At 70.1% G+C, this 17,614-nt stretch carries 16 protein-coding genes and 1 pseudogene; 8 read left to right on the top strand and 9 right to left on the bottom strand.

The genetic code is table 11. The features are described 5' to 3' along the window. From ACIPFH_RS19615 to ACIPFH_RS19605, 3 genes are all read right to left on the bottom strand, one after another. Window positions 1-1,848 carry an HSP90 family protein gene (locus ACIPFH_RS19615; protein ID WP_401827940.1) on the bottom strand — a complete coding sequence of 616 codons (1,848 nt, stop codon included), beginning with the start codon at window positions 1,846-1,848 and terminating at the stop codon, window positions 1-3. Window positions 1,849-1,911: 63 nt separating this feature from the next. Next, window positions 1,912-2,898: a hypothetical protein gene (locus ACIPFH_RS19610; RefSeq protein ID WP_401827939.1), complete on the bottom strand. Its 987-nt coding sequence runs from the start codon at window positions 2,896-2,898 to the stop codon at window positions 1,912-1,914. Between the two features lie 279 nt (window positions 2,899-3,177). After that, window positions 3,178-3,495: a hypothetical protein gene (locus tag ACIPFH_RS19605; RefSeq protein WP_401827937.1), complete on the bottom strand. Its 318-nt coding sequence runs from the start codon at window positions 3,493-3,495 to the stop codon at window positions 3,178-3,180. Between the two features lie 230 nt (window positions 3,496-3,725). Here ACIPFH_RS19605 and ACIPFH_RS19600 point away from each other — a divergent pair, with 230 nt between their 5' ends. Both ACIPFH_RS19600 and ACIPFH_RS19595 read left to right on the top strand, forming a co-directional pair. Beyond that, window positions 3,726-4,901 (top strand): cytochrome P450, encoded by a 1,176-nt coding sequence (locus ACIPFH_RS19600; RefSeq protein WP_401827936.1) that lies wholly within the window; start codon window positions 3,726-3,728, stop codon window positions 4,899-4,901. Window positions 4,902-5,141: 240 nt separating this feature from the next. Continuing rightward, window positions 5,142-6,524 (top strand): MFS transporter, encoded by a 1,383-nt coding sequence (locus ACIPFH_RS19595; protein ID WP_401827934.1) that lies wholly within the window; start codon window positions 5,142-5,144, stop codon window positions 6,522-6,524. Here ACIPFH_RS19595 and ACIPFH_RS19590 read toward each other — a convergent pair. Continuing rightward, a pseudogene (locus ACIPFH_RS19590) lies at window positions 6,520-6,825 on the bottom strand (hypothetical protein); the annotation flags it as partial. The gene ACIPFH_RS19595 and the pseudogene ACIPFH_RS19590 sit on opposite strands and share 5 nt — an antisense overlap. A 229-nt stretch (window positions 6,826-7,054) precedes the next feature. Here ACIPFH_RS19590 and ACIPFH_RS19585 point away from each other — a divergent pair. The 3 genes from ACIPFH_RS19585 to ACIPFH_RS19575 all read left to right on the top strand — a co-directional run bounded on the left by ACIPFH_RS19585 (window position 7,055) and on the right by ACIPFH_RS19575 (window position 9,303). Continuing rightward, a complete protein-coding gene (locus tag ACIPFH_RS19585) occupies window positions 7,055-7,762 on the top strand; it encodes a helix-turn-helix domain-containing protein (RefSeq protein WP_401827932.1) in 708 nt (235 codons plus the stop codon). A gap of 152 nt (window positions 7,763-7,914) precedes the next feature. Next, window positions 7,915-8,316, top strand: coding sequence for a hypothetical protein (locus ACIPFH_RS19580; protein ID WP_401827930.1), 402 nt, complete (start codon window positions 7,915-7,917; stop codon window positions 8,314-8,316). 234 nt (window positions 8,317-8,550) lie between these two features. Continuing rightward, window positions 8,551-9,303, top strand: coding sequence for a hypothetical protein (locus ACIPFH_RS19575; RefSeq protein WP_401827928.1), 753 nt, complete (start codon window positions 8,551-8,553; stop codon window positions 9,301-9,303). A 78-nt stretch (window positions 9,304-9,381) separates the two neighbouring features. Here the strand turns inward: ACIPFH_RS19575 and ACIPFH_RS19570 are convergent, their stop codons facing one another. Both ACIPFH_RS19570 and ACIPFH_RS19565 read right to left on the bottom strand, forming a co-directional pair. Continuing rightward, window positions 9,382-9,672 (bottom strand): hypothetical protein, encoded by a 291-nt coding sequence (locus ACIPFH_RS19570; protein ID WP_401827926.1) that lies wholly within the window; start codon window positions 9,670-9,672, stop codon window positions 9,382-9,384. A gap of 204 nt (window positions 9,673-9,876) precedes the next feature. Further along, window positions 9,877-12,201: a glycosyl hydrolase family 95 catalytic domain-containing protein gene (locus tag ACIPFH_RS19565; protein WP_401827925.1), complete on the bottom strand. Its 2,325-nt coding sequence runs from the start codon at window positions 12,199-12,201 to the stop codon at window positions 9,877-9,879. A 565-nt stretch (window positions 12,202-12,766) separates the two neighbouring features. On the opposite strand from ACIPFH_RS19565, the gene ACIPFH_RS19560 reads away from it, so the two are divergent. Beyond that, a complete protein-coding gene (locus ACIPFH_RS19560) occupies window positions 12,767-13,153 on the top strand; it encodes a hypothetical protein (protein ID WP_401827924.1) in 387 nt (128 codons plus the stop codon). Between the two features lie 113 nt (window positions 13,154-13,266). Here the strand turns inward: ACIPFH_RS19560 and ACIPFH_RS19555 are convergent, their stop codons facing one another. The 3 genes from ACIPFH_RS19555 to ACIPFH_RS19545 all read right to left on the bottom strand — a co-directional run bounded on the left by ACIPFH_RS19555 (window position 13,267) and on the right by ACIPFH_RS19545 (window position 15,741). Continuing rightward, window positions 13,267-14,064: a hemolysin III family protein gene (locus ACIPFH_RS19555; protein WP_401827923.1), complete on the bottom strand. Its 798-nt coding sequence runs from the start codon at window positions 14,062-14,064 to the stop codon at window positions 13,267-13,269. 60 nt (window positions 14,065-14,124) lie between these two features. After that, a complete protein-coding gene (locus ACIPFH_RS19550; RefSeq protein WP_401827922.1) occupies window positions 14,125-14,457 on the bottom strand; it encodes a MerR family transcriptional regulator in 333 nt (110 codons plus the stop codon). Between the two features lie 690 nt (window positions 14,458-15,147). Continuing rightward, the gene (locus tag ACIPFH_RS19545) at window positions 15,148-15,741 is read right to left on the bottom strand and encodes a VOC family protein (RefSeq protein ID WP_401827920.1); all 594 of its coding nucleotides are present in this window, start codon (window positions 15,739-15,741) and stop codon (window positions 15,148-15,150) included. A 400-nt stretch (window positions 15,742-16,141) separates the two neighbouring features. Between ACIPFH_RS19545 and ACIPFH_RS19540 the strand changes: the two genes are divergently transcribed. Further along, window positions 16,142-17,176, top strand: coding sequence for an MDR family NADP-dependent oxidoreductase (locus ACIPFH_RS19540; protein WP_401827919.1), 1,035 nt, complete (start codon window positions 16,142-16,144; stop codon window positions 17,174-17,176). A 53-nt stretch (window positions 17,177-17,229) separates the two neighbouring features. Next, window positions 17,230-17,601 carry a MerR family transcriptional regulator gene (locus ACIPFH_RS19535; protein WP_401827918.1) on the top strand — a complete coding sequence of 124 codons (372 nt, stop codon included), beginning with the start codon at window positions 17,230-17,232 and terminating at the stop codon, window positions 17,599-17,601. Window positions 17,602-17,614: the final 13 nt, after the last annotated feature.

Genomic DNA, 17,614 nt, shown 5'->3' with positions numbered 1-17,614 from the left:
TCAGCTGTCCTTGCGCAGGGCGTGGGCGAGCAGGTCGAGGAAGGAGCGGTTGATGAGGCTCGATTCGGCGGGCCTCAGCGGGCGTCGGGAGAGCATCGCGGCCTGCCCGTAGAGAGCCTCGGCGCTGGTGCGGGCCAGCTCCGGCTCGTCGATGGTGACGGCGGTGCGCACCAGCGGATTGAGCTGGTTGAGGATCAGCTGGGCCCTCGGTGCCTCCTGGCGCAGATGGCCGAGGATGTCGCCCCACAGGCCGCCCTCCTGCTCACGGGCGAGCTGGGAGCGGGTGCGCTCGTGCCGGGCCTCGCGGCTGTCGACGAGGAGGGCGGGGGCGGAGGCGGGTTGGAAGGTGCGCAGCGCGACGTCGCAGTCGAAGACGGCGAGGGCGTCGCGGGCCAGGGCGAGGTAGGAAGCGGCGGCGAGTTCCGTCTCCCGGTCGACGGGATCGAGGTGGGCGGTGAGGGTCGCCGGGTCGAGGTCGGCGACGCTGGCCTCGGGCCTGATCTCGGGCAGTCGGTGGACCAGTTCACGGTCGTAGGTGTAGCCGCCGTTGACGACGCCGAGCCCGGCGGCCGAGGCGATCGCCGCGACCTGCCGGAACTCCTCCACGCTCGACGTCACGAGCACGGTGCGGTGGGTGCGCGCGAACTCGTCGAGGGTGGTGTGCCCGTCCGTGGTCTCGAACGGCAGCCAGGGCAGCAGCATCCGCAGGATCTCGTCGTCGTGCACCGCGAGCGACTTCACGGCCAGGTGGTGGGCCTGGAGGAAGCGGGCGAGCAGGTCCGGGTCGCTGGCGGCGGCCCGGGCTATCCACGCGCGCAGCCGCTCGGCGAGGGCGTCGCGTACGGCGGCGAGCGTGTCGTCCTCGTACAGGGACTCGCGGGACGCCGTCGGGCGCAGGCTCTCCGCGTCGACGACGCAGCGGACGAAGAAGGCCCACTCGGGCAGGATCTCCTCGGCCTGCTCGGACAGCAGCATCCCCTTGACGTGCACGCGGTGACCGTGACGGCGCCCGGCCGGCACCGTCTCCGGCAGCACGCACGCGATGCCCTTGAGGCCGACGGCCGGCAGGTCCAGCTCGATGGTGTCCAGCGGCGTGAATCCGAAGACGTCCGCGCCGTACGCGGCCAGCGCACGGGCACGGGATCCCGGCGTGGGATACGTACGGGCCCAGGGTGCGGGCTCGGGGTTGACGGACGCGCCCGCGCCGCCCGTGCCGTCGTCGAAGGTCACCGGGTGGCGCAGCAGGGAGCCGAAGTGCCGGGCCAGCGCGTGGACCTGTGCCGGACGGGTCCACTCGGCGGCGTCGGCGCGCGGCGTCAGCGTGACGGTGGTGCCGGGCCGGGGGCGGGCGGAGGCGGGCAGGGTGCGGACGGTGTAGCTGCCGTCGCCGCGGCCTCGCCACTCCACGGCGGGAGCGTCGGGGGTGCGGGCGGAGCGGCTCAGGACGTGGATCTCGTCCGCGACCAGGAAGCAGGAGAGCAGGCCGATTCCGAACTGGCCGATGTAGTCGCCGCGTTGCTCGGCGATGCCGTCGGCGCGCTTGCTGCTGCGGCCGATCGTGGCGAGGAAGGTGTGCACGTCGGCCTCGGTGAGACCGACGCCGTCGTCCTCGACCCGGACCACCGAACCGTCGGCGTACAGGCGGATGCCGAAGGCGTCGGCCGTTGCGGCCGGTTCGAGGCCGTGCCGGGCGGTCAACGCGTCCACGGCGTTCTGCATCAGTTCGCGCAGGTAGACGCGAGGGCTGGAGTAGAGGTGGTGGGAGAGGAGGTCGACGAGGCCGCGCAGATCCACCTGGAAGGTGCGGTCGGGGCCGGCCGGGTCGACGGCGGTGTCGGGCAGAGTCATCGGGCAGTCCGGGGTGGGAGGGGCGAGGGGCGGCGGGCAGGCGGCACCGGGGTCGGCGGGTGCTCAGGCACGGCGGTGGTAGCGGGCGAACTGCTTCTCCGGCTCCCCGAAGTACTTCCAGGGCCAGGGGGTGTAGGCGCCGTCCAGCGTTCGGAAGACGCGCCGGACCGTGTGGCGTTCACCGGCCAGCGACAGGGCCATGGCGAACGTGTTGAAGTCCTCCTGCCAGCCCGGACGCCACAGGTAGGCGGGGTGCAGGATGCTGTGGTCGGCCGCTTCCCGCAACTGCGCCTGGATCTCGGCGGTTTCGAGATAGTCCCCACGATCCGACTCGACCCACTCCTCGATGTACGCCATGGCGATCAGACAGCCGAGGCGGTGCCCGTGCGGGGCGCGGGAGAACGCGTCCTGGGCGAACGCCAGGGCCTGCCCGGGCTTGCCGCTCCAGCGCGGCTGCAACTGCGACACCCACTCGATGTGGGTCTCCGGGTCGAGTGGGTCACGGCGCAGGGCGGCGTCGAGCCGGGTCTCGTTGACGGCGTGGCCCAGCGACATGCCACGACCGGAGGTGAGGAGACGGCGCCAGGGCGTGACCCAGTCCGGCCGCAGCTCGGCGGCCTCGAGCAGCTGCTCCTCGGCGATGCGGAGCCGCTCGTGGAAGATCCGCCACTGCTCCTGCGTGACGTTGGCGGCGCGCGCGGAGGTGCGGGCCTCCCAGCCCCAGGTGATGTGGCGCGCCCCGGATATCAGCAGGGCGGTCGCCCGGTGCTCCTTGTCCTCCTCGACGGCCCGGCCGATCCAGTTCTGCACACCGTCCACGTCGGCCAGCTCACCGAGGACCTGGTGGTCGCGGCCGAGATCGAAGGGGGCCAGCGCGGCCCTGACCGCTCCCCAGTCGCCCGCCTCGGCGGCCTCCACGAGTGCGAGCACCCGTGCGTCGCCGAGAGCGCGCAGCGTGTACATCCCGTTCTTCTGTCTGCGCGGGGCGGGGAGGGCGTGCGGATCCGACACCGGTCTCTCCGCCCCCCTGCCGAACAGCTTGCCGAACATGCCGCGCCCTCCCCATGGTCCCGCGTGATCGTCCGAGGCAGCATAAACGGCCCCACCGACACCACTTCCACAGAGTTTTCACCGGCGCTTCACGGACCCGGTCCCGGCCTCGCCGCTCCTGGTCCCGGCCGACACGTCACTCCCTACGGTGGCCGCTCAAGGGCCGTTTCGGAGGTCGGCGACGAGTTCGCCGACGCCTTCCAGGCCTGCGGAGTGCCTGCGACAAGGTCTTACAGAAGCCCGGTGCCCTCTCACGACGCCGACTGGCGTCCGACGGTCTCACGCGGTGTGGTGCAGCCAGCGGTGGAGGGCGGCGTTGACGCTGCCGGACAGGGCGCTGAGCTGATCGATGGCGTCGCGGTCTTCGGGGCGCGGCGGGATGCCTGCCGCGGTCAGTGCTGCGTGCAGGTCGAGGCGTCGCCTGTCGCGTGGGTCGATGGTGAAGCTGACACGCTCGGCAGGGTTGGGCGGCGCCAGCAGATAGTCGGTGTCCGTGTCCTGGCCCGCGGGGGCAGGCCAAAGGACTTCGGCCGTGTCGACGGCGTAGGGGTCGACGAATGCGCCGGGTGCGCTGTACTCGAAAGCGACGGTGGTCATGTCGGTCTCCTCACCAGCAGCTTGCGGTTCTGGTGGTCAGGAGTCGCGCCAGGCCCTCGGCGGTTGCGGCTGCGGCCGAATGTCACGCCGTCGGCGTCATTGACGGCTCATCGTCTGGTCCGACCAGCGGACGGGGCGGCGAGGCCGGCGCCCCTGGGCTCCAGCGCGTCGTGGACTTGTTAGCCTCCAGCAGTGTGAACGGTTCCTCCTCGCCAGGCCCGAGGCGCGTCATGAGCGTCGTCGGCTCCTGCCCACTCGGCGCCGCGACCACGCTCGCCGAACTCGCCCGGGATCCGCATCCGCGACTGGCGCTGCTCCGTTCGCAGGAGCCCGTGTCCTGGGTCCCCGAGCTGGACGGCTGGCTGGTGACCCGTCGTGATCTCGCGCTCAGCGTGATGCGGGACGCCGAGACGTTCACCGTCGACGACCCCCGGTTCTCCACCGCACAGGTCGTCGGCCCCAGCATGCTGTCCCTCGACGGCGACCGACACACCCGGCATCGCGAGCCCTTCACCGCCCCCTTCCGCCCCCGGGCCGTGCGTGACGGTTTCGCCGCGTTCATCGAGCGGGAGACCGACCGGCTCATCACCGCGCTGGAGCCGACGGGCACCGTCGAACTGCGACGCGCCTTCGCCGGACCCCTCGCGGTCGCGGTCGTGACCGAGGCGCTGGGGCTGGTCGGCACCACCGCCGACACGGTGCTCGCCTGGTACGACTCCATCGTGCGGTCGGTCTCGGACATCACCGCCGGCCAGGAGGCGGGACCCGCCGGCCTCGCGGCGTACACGCAGTTGCGCACCGCCGTGGAAGTCACCGTCGCCGACCGGAACGCTTCCTCCCTTCTCGTCTCGGCTGCCGGGCGGCTGACAGTGCCCGAGGTGGCCTCCAATACGGCGGTGATGTTGTTCGGCGGCATCGAGACCACCGAAGCGATGATCACCAACGCCGTGTTGCACCTGCTGCGCCACCCGGGCCAACTCGCTCTTGTCCGGGCCGACGCGGATCTGCTGGACGGTGCGATCGAGGAGTCACTGCGCCTCGAACCCGGCGCGGCGGTCGTGGACCGCTACGCCACCCGTGACACCGTCCTCGGCCCGGCCGCCATCCACCGCGGCGACCTCGTCACCGTCTCCCTGACCGCGGCCAACCGCGACCCGGCCGTCTTCCCCGACCCCGATCAGTTCGACGTCCGACGCGAGAACGCTCGTCTCCAACTGGCCTTCGCACACGGCCCGCACTACTGTCTCGCCGCACACCTCGCCCGCCTGGAAACCCGCATCGCCCTCCAGCACCTGCTCGCACGCCTCCCCGCTCTGCGCCTCGACCGCGACCACCCCACGGCGCCGTACGGCCTGGTCTTCCGCAAACCCGCCACCCTGCATGTGCGTTGGGACCGGGCGGCCTGACCGGTATTGCCTTTCGCATGGAGCCGCCGGGCGCTAGTGTCCGGGGCAGCGAGTTGACCCACGAGGAGTGGAAGACATGCCCGGTCGCCCGAGCGCGCGTTGACCTGGTAGGCCGATCGGCCTGTCATCGCGTGCTGCCCTTGATGTTGTGGCACAGCGAGCCTTCTCCTGCCTGAACCGTCGGCGCACCTGTCATGTGCCCGGTGCGGGCGTCGTTGTCGGCAACTCCGAGGGATCCCTGTGCCGTCCGCTTCCTCCGCCGTACCCGATTCCGGTCGACCCGTTCCGTCAAGCCTGTGGCGTGACAGCGACTTCCGCAGACTCTGGCTGGGGCAGGCCGCCTCCCAACTCGGGGAACACACAAGCCTGGTCGTTCTTCCGCTCTTCGCCGTCCTGACGCTCCATGCCAGTGCCGACCAGCTGGGCATCCTGCGCGCCGTGGGCCAGGCGCCGATCCTGTTGCTGGCGCTCTTCGTCGGCGCGTGGGTGGACAGGTGGCGCACTCGCGCGGTCATGGTGCTGACCGACATCGGCCGGACCCTCGCCCTGGGTGCCGTCGCCGTGGCCGGCCTGTTCGGCCTGCTCGGCCTGCCCGCGCTCTTTCTGATCGCCTTCGCCGTCGGGGTCCTCTCCGTGTTCTTCGACGTGGCCTACCAGGTTTCTCTCGTACGGCTGGTGCGACGCGATCAGCTGGTGCGGGGAAACAGCGCGCTCGAGGGCAGCCGGTCCGCGGCTCAGATCGGCGGTCCCGCCCTCGGCGGTGCGCTGGTGTCCCTGCTGTCGGCGCCGATCGCCGCCGCCTCCAGCGCCCTGTTCTTCGCGCTGTCGTTCCTGTCGATCCGGCGGATCCGTCGGGTCGAATCGGCCCCGGAGCGCCTGGAACGTCCCTCCTGGGTCTGGCGGAGGATCCACGAGGGTCTCCGCTTCGTCGTCAGCGATACCGCGCTGCGGACCGTGTGTCTGGCCTCGGCCGCCTTCCAGTTCTTCTTCGCGGCCGTGATGACCGTCTATCTGCTCTTCCTGCTGCGGGAACTGCACCTGTCCGGCACCGCCGTCGGGCTGGCACTCGCGGCGACGGGACCAGGCGCGCTCGTGGGTTCCATGCTTGCCGCCCGCCTGCCGAACCGGTTCGGGTACGGACCCGTACTCGTGGCCGCGGCGGCACTCGGCGACGGCGTTTTCCTGTGTGTACCCGCGCTGCACGACTCCTCCCCGGTGACCGTTCCCGCGCTCCTTGCGGTCAACTTCGTCTTCGGGGCCGGCGGCCAGCTGGTGAACGTGGCGGTCATGGCGGTCCGACAGACGGTCACCCCGGACGGGATGCAAGGGCGCGCGGCCGCGACGATCACGTTTGTCGGCATGGGGCTGTCCCCACTCGGCTCCCTGCTCGGCGGTTTCCTCGCGGCGGAATGGGGGTTGCGCACCAGTCTCATGGCGACGGCCGCAGGCATGATGCTGTCCCCGGTGGTGATGGCTCTGTCCCCGCTCGCACGCCTTGGACGGACGCTTCCAGCCACGCCGATCGCGCCGCCGACGGCCGGCCGCTCCGAGGTCCACGAGTCCAGCAACGACCCGTCTTGGAGGTCTTCGCGAAGGCATCGTTGGCCGGGGCGACGACGGTGATGTTCTGAGTGTTGTCGAGGGTGTCGGCCAGACCGGCCTTCTTCCCTCCGCTCGACGGAGGACCCGTTCGGCGCCGGCCGCAGGACCGCTTCGCATCGAAGGCGTCCCGGACATCCGTACGCTGGCCGGAACTTCCCCCTGCGCAGCCCCATCTGCCACAGCGGTCACAGGAGTCGGCACAGGGCAGGAAGCTCGACGCGTGACCCGCCCTGTTCAGGAAGCCGTCCGGTTCAGTAGCGCCCCGGTGGTCTGTCCGGTTCCGTTCGGGCCCTGCTTCTCCCGTCCCGCCGGGTGCCAGCATGCCGATGGGCCGCCCGGCGGCCCGTCGGACCGACCCACCGACCCACCGACCCACCGACCACAGAGGGACGATCATGCCCGATTTACCGTGCCCGCAAGGGACTTGGGAAAGTGTGCCCGGCCGCCCGGCGGAGTGTCTGAGACCCGGCGTGCTGTCCTACCACGGTTTTCGCGCCCGCTTCAGCCGTCCGCGGCGGCGGCTGGAACTGCCCAGCGGAACAGTGACCCTCGTGGTCGGATTCGACGAGAAACTGTCATTGGACAACGCGCAGGGCCACGGCGCCGCCCTGTACGACGCGGTCCTCACCGGCGTGCAGGCATCCGCCGGTACCGGTGGGCACCGGGGCCGGCTGTCCGGCATGGAGATCGCGATGACGCCCTGGGCCGCATACTGGTTGCTCGGTACGGCGATGCACGAGCTGGCCGGCCGTCATCTGGCGGCCGAGCACGTGCTGGGGCGCCGGCTCGGCACGCTCGCGGACTCGCTGGCCTCGGCACCGGACTGGTCGCGGCGCTTCACTCTGGTGGACGCGGCCCTCACCGCGTGGGGCGCCGCCGGCCGGCCCTGTTCGCCACGCGTCGCACAGGCCTGGGACGAAGTGGGCGCACGACGGGGCATCGTCACCACCGAAGCGCGGGCCGATTCGGTGGGCTGGGGCCGCAGGCAGCTGGAGAAGCGCTTCCGCGAACAGATCGGCGTGTCCCCGAAGATCGCCGGACGGATCGTGCGCCTCAACAACACCCTGCGCGCACTGGCCGCGGGCCGCAGTCCGTGCGAGACCGCGGCGGCCGTCGGCTTCTCCGACCAGGCACATCTGAGCCGGGAGTTCAAGGCGATGACGTCGCTCAGGCCGCGCCAGTTCGTTCAGGCGATCGCCGAACACCGCGTCGTCGAGCGCATCCCCGGACACCTGACGAGCGTGCTGCTCGAGCAGTGAGGACCCGGCTCGGGATCTGGCTGAAGGGCACGCTCAGGATCCGGCTGACAGTGCGCATTTGTTCAAGACCGCGCCGCCGCACCACTGCCAGTGTGCAGGGCGACGGGCGGACACCAACCAGTCCGTCCGCAGCCCGAAGGGGGAACCATCCAATGAAGAAGACCTGGTCCGCGCTGGCGGCCTCAGCTGTCGTCGCGACATCGCTGGTCGTGCTGGCCCCGGCCGCCGAGGCCGCGCCTCAGGCGTGCGCCACGGCCGAGATCCGCACCGGCTACCGGGGTCCTGGCACCGTCGTGAACAAGTCGTCCACGAGCACCTGCAACGACCTCAACCTCACTGCCTCGTACGAGAACAGCTCGGCGACCAGTGACCTGTACGCGGGCTTCTACCGCAATTCCTCCGGCACCTGGATCCGGGGCTCGCGCGGCTACATCCGCGCCTACGACGGCGCGCACAGCCCGTGGATCGTCCTGCTGTCCGACGTCAACAACGGTGTGCCGATGAGCGTCGGCAGCTACAACGCGGGCAACGACATCGCCGACGTCGCGCACTGACCAAGCGGAACCCGGGGCCCGCGCCCGCCGCGGGCCCCACTCCCGTCACAGAGAGGCTTCCTGGTGCCCCACCGTCTCCGCCCGGCGCAGTCGGTGCCGGCCGTGCTCCTGATGGTTGCGGCGGTCGGCGGATGCTCCGCGTCCGCGAGTCCCGCACCCGACCGGCCCGACCCGGCCCGTCGGACCACGGCAGCGGCCCGGTTGTCCCACGCACTACCCCAGGATCCGATCCCCATGGTGCTTCCGGCGACCGGTGCCGACACCCGGCTGACCGTGGGTCTGGGCACCTTCGGCCAGACCGTCAGTGCCACGGTGGCCGCCCGTTGCGCCCACGACGCCGGGCGTCCGAGGCCGCAGGGCCCGCCTCCCATGTTCGTCCGGCTCGGTGCGCTGCCGGACCTTGATCTCCTGGAGCGCGACGGCTTCAACAGCGGCCCCGCCCCTGATCTGCCGAGCGTCCTGCATACCGCCGCGAACCCCGCGGGCCCCGGCTCCGCCTCCGCCGAGGGCTCGGGGGGCGATTCCGACGGAGTCGTCCGCCGCTGCGCCTCGGCCGGGACCTCTGCCGTCCGCAGCCTCGATGCGCTCTCGTCGCCCCTGCAGAGCAAGTGGTGGAACGAGCTCGACGCACTGCGCAGCCGGCCGCAGGTAAGGCGCGTACTGGCCGAGGTGCCGGAATGCCTGGAGAACCGGCACGATCTGCGGGTGAACAGCGAGGAGGACTTCTTCGCCCTGGTCGACAGCCGACTCGCGGAGTATGCCGACGACGCCACCGCTTTCGTACGGCAAGACCTCGAGTTGGCTGATGCCTACGCCGACTGCATGCGGCCGGTGGAGGCCGTCCGCGAGCCCCTGCGCAAGGAGCTGCGCGAACGGTTCGTGGCGGAGAACAGTCGCGAGATCGCGGCCCTCCGCTCAGGGTTGGGGCCGGCCGTGCGAGAGCTGGAGAAGCGCCACGGGGTCCGCATTTCCTTCCCCACTCTCTGACGGTGCGCAGATCACCGACATGCTCGACGTCGAGCCGGTCCACGACCAGCGGCGCCACGGCCTGCCACGACACCGAGGCTAGGACGTGCCGACGGCCTCGGCGACCCCGTCGGCGCTGACCGCTTCGTCCCGCGCCATGCCGAGAAAGCGCCGAATCGCTTCCACCGGCATGTCGAGCCCCTCGGACGCGGACTGCTCGTCACCGAACACCTGCGCTGCCTCGGTGACAGCCAGCGCCAGTTCGACCTCCGCCTTGCGGACTTTGGCCTCGGCCTTGTCCACCGTGTCGACCACCGCCAACTGGCGACGCTGCTTCTCCTGCAGTCTCTGTTTACGGGAAAGGGCCTTGTCGAGGCTCTGCACAGACATGACCAAGATCATAGTCAGTCGCGTGCGCGCCCAGAAATCGGCGACTCGTCTGCGCTGGAGGGGTTGAGGGCTCGAAGGAGGAACGCCGGAGGAGTCGCGGATCGCCGATCGCCTCGGTCGTCACATCGGTCAGGGCCAGTGGTGGGCGAACCCGAGGTGCCGGCTGCGGGTGGCGATGGTGACGGGCCGGGACCTCACGACAGCTCAGTCCGGCAGCCCCCACGGCTTCGCTTCTCCGATGGCCGGCACGTCACGCGGATCCAGGTCCGGGTCGGTGCCGCGTGGGAGGACGACGGCTGTTTCGCCCCGGCCGAGCGGGATCTGGATACGGTGGGGTCCCGTCTCCCGGTATCGCAGCCGCCGCCCACGCTGGTCCCGTACGTCGATGGCGCCGTCGATGCCGTGCTGCAGTACGAGCGGGACGCCTGCCTCGCTGTGGACGCGCACCCATCGGGTCCGGCCGTCCGACCGGTTCGCGTCGATGAGGAACGCGCCCTGGGTGCGCAGACCTTGAACCGAGAAGTCGGGCCATCGCCCTGATACGGAGGGGAAGACCCGTACGACGCCGCCGTGACTCTGCACGGCCATGTCGAGGACCGACTGGGCCGCCGTCAGCGGGCTCTCGACGGCCAGGTTCCCGCCCTCCACGTACATGGTGTTCGCGGTCATCCACGCGTTCTTGATGAGGTTGCCCTCGGTGAAGAAGGTGAGGAAGTCGAGGGCGTCCTCGGGCCGTTCAAGCAAGGAGGCCATCGAGGAGGCGGCGGCATAGCTGTAACCGGCCCACAGGCTGCGGTCCTTGACCCAGTGGTCGAAGGTCGTCCGCATGATGTCCCGGTCGGCCGGCCGGTCCCAGTTCAACTCGTGCAGCGGGAAGAGCCACAACATGTGCGAGAAGTGCCGGTGGGACTCGGTGAGGGGCTTACCGGCCCCGATGTTGACGCCGGTCGCGTCACGCGGGTAGTCCACCAGGCGCTGGAGGATCTCGCGCCAGCGTCCGGCGCGTGGGTGGTCCGTGCGGAGAACGCGCAGGCAGTCCAGGAGGGTGGCGCAGCCCCAGCGGATCAAGGACAGGTCGTAGGTACAGTCGGTGGCGTCCGCCCACTCGGGCGACCGGGTGAGCGGCAGGTGCAGTTTTCCGTCACTGCCCTCGTACAGGAAGTGGTCGTAGAAGTTCACCGCCTTGACGAGGATCGGGTAGAGGACGTCACGCACGATCGACGTGTCCATGGTGTGGCGGTAGCTGAGCCAGACGTTGTGCATGGCCCAGATGAGGTTGCCGTTGTTGTCGGTCTTGGTGGAGGTGCCGGGGACACCGACGGTCTTGGCGCCGGGACGCAGCATCCAGTCCGAGGGATGGGCCAGGGCGTAGGTGTTGCCGTCCCGGTACTCCGGCGGGACGGAGAGCGGCAGGTACTTCTCGAAGTTCTCGAAGGTGGAAGTGACGGAGTCGAGCTCGGGGTGACCGGCGCCCTGGATCAGCCAGGTGGCGATCTGCACGTTGAGGTTCCACCAGACGGCGCTCCAGCTGCCGCCGGTTTCCGGGTACCACGGCCCCCACTCGGACATCGAGGGCCCGCCGGCCCGGGTGGCGCAGGCCGCTTTGTAGAGCTGGATCCAGTAGAAGTGCTGAATGCGTTTGTCCGGTACGGACAACAGGCTGCGCCGGTAGAAGCGGTGCCACCAGTCGCGGTGGCCCCGCACCAGCTCGTCCGGGTCCACGGACAGGGTGCGGGCCACTTCGGCGACGGCCAGCTGCGTGGTGCGCGACAGGTCCCCGGGGAAGCGGTAGACGATGTGCGCGGCCAGCAATCGGCCGCTGCCGACGCGTCGTTCACGCCAGGCCGTGGTCCATCCGCCGCCCGCTGTCAGCGGCTGCTCGACGTAGTGGGTGGCGTCGGCGGATCCGGTGCGGGGGTCTGGATTGCCCGTGTAGTCCGTCGGCTTGTCCTTTTCGCGAGGCGAAATGGCGGGCAGCCACGTGAACGACCAGGCGGCGGTCTCCTCGCCCGTACTGGGCCGGGTGGAGATCAGCAGCGCGGTACGGGCGTTGTGCACCAGCATCGAGAAGCGGACGCTGCCCCGGGTGGTGGTGACGACACCGCGCAGCTCGGCCTCCCAGAGATCCAACGTCCAGTCGACGCCGGTCACCTCACCGGCGAGCGTGAGGTCGAAATGCCCTATGGGTAACCGGGAGAATCCATAGGGAGCACGCCACTGAGGTCGCTGGTCCTGCACCTGGCTGTGACTGACCATCACTTTCACGGAGTTGGCCGTCGCACCTCGGTAGACCTGCACCCCGAACAGACCGTTGCCGAGGAATGGGCCGTCCTTCCAGTCGCTCGGCATCTGCCGCCAGCGCAGAGCGGCGGCTCCGGCCATCCTTTCGTACACGTCCTCCGCGCCTCCGGGCGGCCGGGACGCCGCCCAGGCGGTGCCGGATCCGGCGGACCAGCCACCGGCGGCGACTGCGACTGCCGTGCCGATCACACCTCTTCGAGAGATGCCGTTCCCTGTGGGCGCGGTCACGTAGGTGCCTCCCATCTCCGTTTGTGAACTCCTGGCATAGTGCAAGCCACCTGAGCAACAAGGGAAGACCTCCGACGTATTGAAATCAGAGGGGACCGAAATGACCAGGTGAGCGAGACGCGCTGAGGCCACCTCCCTGGACGGAGGCGTGAGTACACCGATGTCTACACCGATGTCTGCCGACAGCGACGGCCACGACAGCTACAGCTTCTTCCTCGACGCGCTTCAGACTCCGCCCGGATCGGCACAGTCCCTCCGGCGGCGCGAACAGCCCTGCGTTCGGTGCGGGACTCCGCCCGGCGGGCCGTCAGTCCATCTGGGCTACCGGGCACCCCTCGTCACCGCGCTCAAGTCCCGTTCGCGATGGTTTCGAACCCCTCGCGAACGCAGGTACGACAAAAGCATGGCCGTATGAGGATAAATAGAACTGATCATCATGGATATGCATGGAATGATCCGCACCTCTCGCGCCGAGCTCATATGCCTACATGATCGGTTCCCAGGGTCGTGATCTGTTCTGCTCGCGGCTCAGAGATGACGAACAACGGCAAGTTGGGGCGGGTGCATGTTCAAATCGAGGCTCAAGAAATTCTCCGTAGCCCTGTCGGTGATCGGTCTGGCCTTCAGCGGTGTGGCCGCCACTGAGGGGACTGCCCAGGCAGCGGGCTACGGCTGGGTGTACATCTCCTTCCCGAAGTGGCTCGGGAACTGCCCGAACGCCACCGTCAAGGGGATCCAGGCGTACACGGACCACTGGAGCACCAACTGGGACATGGGCGATGACCTGGTGTACGGCAAGGTGGCTTTCGGGCAGCGGAACACCATCATCGGCAACCTCTTCTGCAAGCGGTCCAACGGTGGCTACTACCAGGCCGTGGCCCGCTATGACGTCGTCCCGACGCGCAATGGGCAGACCGTCTGGATCGGCCCTGGGGGTTGGACCCGCAACTGACGGACGGACGGATGACCGGTCGGCCGAGACCCCCGACGCGCAGGCGTCGGGGGTCTCGGCCCGTCAGCGCCGCTCTCGACAGCCACGAGTGCCCCCACCGGAAGTCGACACACTCACGTGGCCGCCAGAAGGATGGCTGTGTAATGCGCGGTGAAGGCGGCGATGGTGAGGGCGTGGAAGACCTCGTGGAATCCGAACCAGGCCGGTGAGGGGTCGGGGCGCTTGAGTCCGTAGACGACGGCGCCCGCGGTGTAGAGCAGACCGCCGGCGATGACGAGTACGACGACCGCCGTGCCGCCGGTGCGCGCGAAGTCGGGCAGGTAGAAGACGGCCACCCAGCCCAGGACGATGTAGCACGGGGTGTACAGCCAGCGGGGAGCCCCGATCCACAGGATGCGGAAGGTGATGCCGGCCAGGGCGCCTGCCCACACCAGGGCCAGCAGCACCAACTGCTGGTCACCGGGCAGCAGCAGTACCGCCAGCGGGGTGTAGGTGCCGGCGATGATGAGGAAGATGTTCGCGTGGTCCAGCCGCCGCAGGACCGCCTCCCCGCGCGGCCCCCACGTTCCACGGTGGTAGACCGCGCTGGTGGCGAACAGCAGACAGGCGGAGAACGCGTACACCGAGCAGGCCGCCACGGCCGCAGCCGTGCGCGAGACGGCGATCAGGACGACGCCGCCGGCCAGCGCCAGGGGGAACACGCCCGCGTGCAGCCAGCCGCGCATCCTCGGCTTCAGCGCCGCCGCCGCGCGCTCCGCCCCGCTTTCCGGGCCGACGGCTGCCTGCCCGGCGGGCAGCCGGTCTGTTGTGCCCGCAGGCGTATCGACTGGCGGCGTGCACAGAGTGTCTGGCGTGGGCCCGGGCTGGGACGGTCGTCCGTGAGCCGGCGGCTGAGCATCTTCGGCGATCATGCGCTCATATTCTGGAATCGGTGGAAGCGTGCGGTCCGGCGCGTCGCCGCGGGCTGCGGGTCAGCCACCGGTCACGTGTCGGGAAGCGGTGCGGCGGTGTTCGGCGTTGATGCGCTGGGCTTCTTCGAGCTGGTCTTCGAGGATGACGATGCGGCAGGCGGCCTCGATCGGCGTCCCCTGGTCGACGAGTTCCCGGGCGCGGGCGGCGATCCGCAGCTGGTAGCGGGAGTAGCGGCGATGGCCGCCCTCGGAGCGGAGCGGGGTGATGAGGCGGGCGTCGCCGAGCGCGCGCAGGAAGCCCTGCGTGGTGCCGACCATCTCGGCGGCCCGGCCCATGGTGTAGGCGGGATAGTTGTCGTCGTCGAGACGGCCGTAGGAGTCGTCCGCTGTCACTCGCACCTCTCTGCCGAACGCGTAGAGGGGCCCTGGCACCGTACGGCACCAGGGCCCGAAGGAACTGCTACACCATCTGCCGACCCTGATACTGCGCCGGCCTTCTGTCTCCGCACACCCGACCGTGATGCTGTCGGGTGTGCTGGGATCGCGGTTGCTCGACCGGAGACCACCTCGCTATCGATGTCCTGCGGTACCCGGGCTCAAGGCTTCCGCCCGGGCGATCCTGATGGCGCTCGGCTCCTCCGTTCTTCCCTCGGTGATCAATCTGCCTGCCAAACGGGTGCTGCGTACTGCTGGTGATGGGAACTGCTCACGGCGGCCCCTGATCACTGCGGGCCACCCGGTCCGGTCGTCAGTCCCGTCGCCGTCCTGCAATTGCTCTGGCTTCGAAACTCCACGACCGCACCGTTCTGCGAACTCCAATTGCGTTACTGCTCCCGGCAGTTCGTGTCTGCCAGGCCTGTTGTCTGTCTGGGCTACAAGAGAAACCATAGCCACATCACTGACCAATGTCTACTCTCGCAAAGACAGATTTTCGCGTGTTGGGCGGTGAGGTGTGGTGGCGTCGAGCGGTGAGGGGGCTTGCCGGCCGGCTACTGCCCGGTGAACGACCAAGATCGCCGAGCCCGGGACCCGCAGCTCGGCCCGCTCCGAGACGACCAGCACAACGGTCCATGGCAGGTGGAATCAGCGCGTGACGTGGAACTCGTTTCCGCCGGCGTCGAGGAACTCGCCGGATTCCCGGTCGGGGCGGGTGACTTCCAGCCGCAGCCTGTTCCGCGCCGTCTTCTGCGCCGCAGGCGGCCCCATCACCAGCGAGACCGTGCTGGTGGGCCTCCGGCGCAGCCGGACACCCCAGTCGTGGGACTCGGCCACCTGCCAGTCGGCCTGGGACTGCCAGCAGGCCCACTGCGCGCAACGGTCCACCTCGGCGACGTCAAGGCAGATGGCGACGAGGCCGGTGTCGGCGAGCACGCCGGGGTGTCCGGGACGCAGCACGCAGAACTCGTTGCCCTCCGGATCGGCCAGCACGTCCCACGGAACATCTCCCTGGCCGATGTCGACCCGCGTCGCACCGAGTATGAGCAGGCGCGCCACCTCGGCCTCCCAGTCCGATCCCCCGGCCAGGTCGAGGTGGAGCCGGTTCTTGAGCTCCGCTTTCGGCTTCGCGGTCGGCACGAACCGCAACCGCAGGCCGCCCGTCAGGCCCCGCGTCGCGTCCAGCCAGAAGCGCTCCGTGCGCGTGACATCCAGCGCGTCGATCACGATCCCGGTCAGCATCCTGTTCCCCCAAGCCCGTCGTGGCCGTGCTGTGCCTGATCCTGCCTGGCTCTCGGCACGCGGAGTCCGCGGCGGTCGCACCGGGCCGAGTGGCCGAACGAACAGGCAGCCGCCCGGCGGCGGCTTTACGAGTCCGTCGGTGGTCACCCTGGGAAGCCGCGGCGGTGCGCCGTCGATGACCTCCTCCGACGGCAGCACGTCAGCAGGACACCGCACTGCGCCGGTCCAACGCTCAGCTCCTGTAGTGGAGTTGCTCCTTGCGCGAGGACACGACTGGTTTGCCCCTGACGCGCGCGTCAGGGGTTACCTTCTGCGCGCCGACGGCCGGTCCGGTCCGGTCCGGATCGGACCGGCCGTCACAGGCCGCGCCTCACCCTCGAACCCGTTCAGGAGCCCCGACATGACCGCCGTCCTGCCCTCGACGACCCGCGAGATCCGCCTGGCCGACCTGCCCGAGGGGCTGCCCCGGCCCGACCACTTCACGATCGCGCAGAAGTCGGTACCCGTCCCGGGTCCGGGACAAGTAGTCGTCCGGAACCGGTACTTCCTCGTGTTTCCCGGCCTGCGCACGTTGATCGGCGGACAAGCCGACGGCGTACCGCTGCCCCGTATCCACGCCGGTGACGTGATGTTCGGTCCTGCGGTCGGTGAGGTCGTCGCGGCCGCGCCCGGCGGTCCGTTGCGCCCGGGGGACACGGTCACCCATCTGCTCGGATGGCGAGAGCACGCGCTGGTGGCGGCGGCCGACTGCGCACTGCTGGGCGATGTGCTGCCCGACCCGGTGGCCCACCTGTCGTCCGGGTCTGCCGCCTACGGAGCACTGACCCGGCTCGCCGAAGTCCGCTCCGGCGACACGGTGTTCATCACGGGCGCGGCAGGAGCCGTGGGCACACTGGCGGGCCCCGTCGCGCGTCTACTGGGCGCCAGGCGGGTCATCGGGAGCACCCGGTCGCCGGACAAGGCCGAGCGGCTGCGGGCCGAACTGGGCTACGACGCGGTAGTGGTCCCGGGATCCCGGCCGATCGACGAGCAACTGGCCTCCGCGGCACCGGACGGCATCGACGTGCTGGTGGACACCGTCGGCGGTGACCAGCTGACCGCGGCGGTGCGCGCCGCGCGCCGGGGTGCCCGCTTCGCACTGGTCGGCGCGTTGTCAGGACAGTTGTCGCCGCGCCGGGACGGTGGCAGCGCACCCGCGGAGATCGACACCTTCCGGCTCGTCAACCAAGGCGTCTCCGTGCGCGGCTACAGCGGCCAGGACCATCCCGAGGTGACGGAGGAATGGGCCAAGCGCTTCGGGGACTGGCTGCGCTCCGGCGAGATCACCTTTCCGCATGTGCGGATCCCGGGCATGGAACGCGCGGCGCGAGCGTTGCAGGAACTGTTCGCGGGGCGGCACTTCGGCACCGTCGTCGTGGAGTTGCCGTCGGCGTGAGGCGCCCGTCGTCGCGCGGTGGCGGCGACCGAGGCTGAGGCACGGGGTGGGAAATGCGGATCGGAGATGCGGCGGCGGCTGCGGGCACCACCCCGCGGGCACTGCGGTTCTATGAGGAACGGGGCCTGCTGCCACCACCTCGGCGCACCGCCACCGGGCAACGTGAGTACGGGCCCGAGGAGGTCGCCAGAGTCCGCGTCGTCCGCGACCTGCTGGCGCTCGGGCTCACCATCGAGGACCTGCGCAGTATCGCCGACCGCATCGGCCTGCTGGTGGACAACCCTCAAAGGCGGTGCGGGCACCCCGACTCCGACGTTCCCGGCTCCGCGGTGGTCGAGCGCAGGCTCGCAGCACTCGACGCCGAGATCGCCCGCCTGAGCCGTCTGCGCGCCCTCCTCGCCCTGCGCACCTACGGACGGCCGTGACGGCACGTCAGCG

Source organism: Streptomyces sp. NPDC088157, from assembly GCF_044741545.1.
GTDB lineage: Bacteria > Actinomycetota > Actinomycetes > Streptomycetales > Streptomycetaceae > Streptomyces.
The sequence above is the reverse complement of the archived record's forward strand: the minus strand, read 5'-3'. Positions and strand labels throughout refer to the sequence as shown.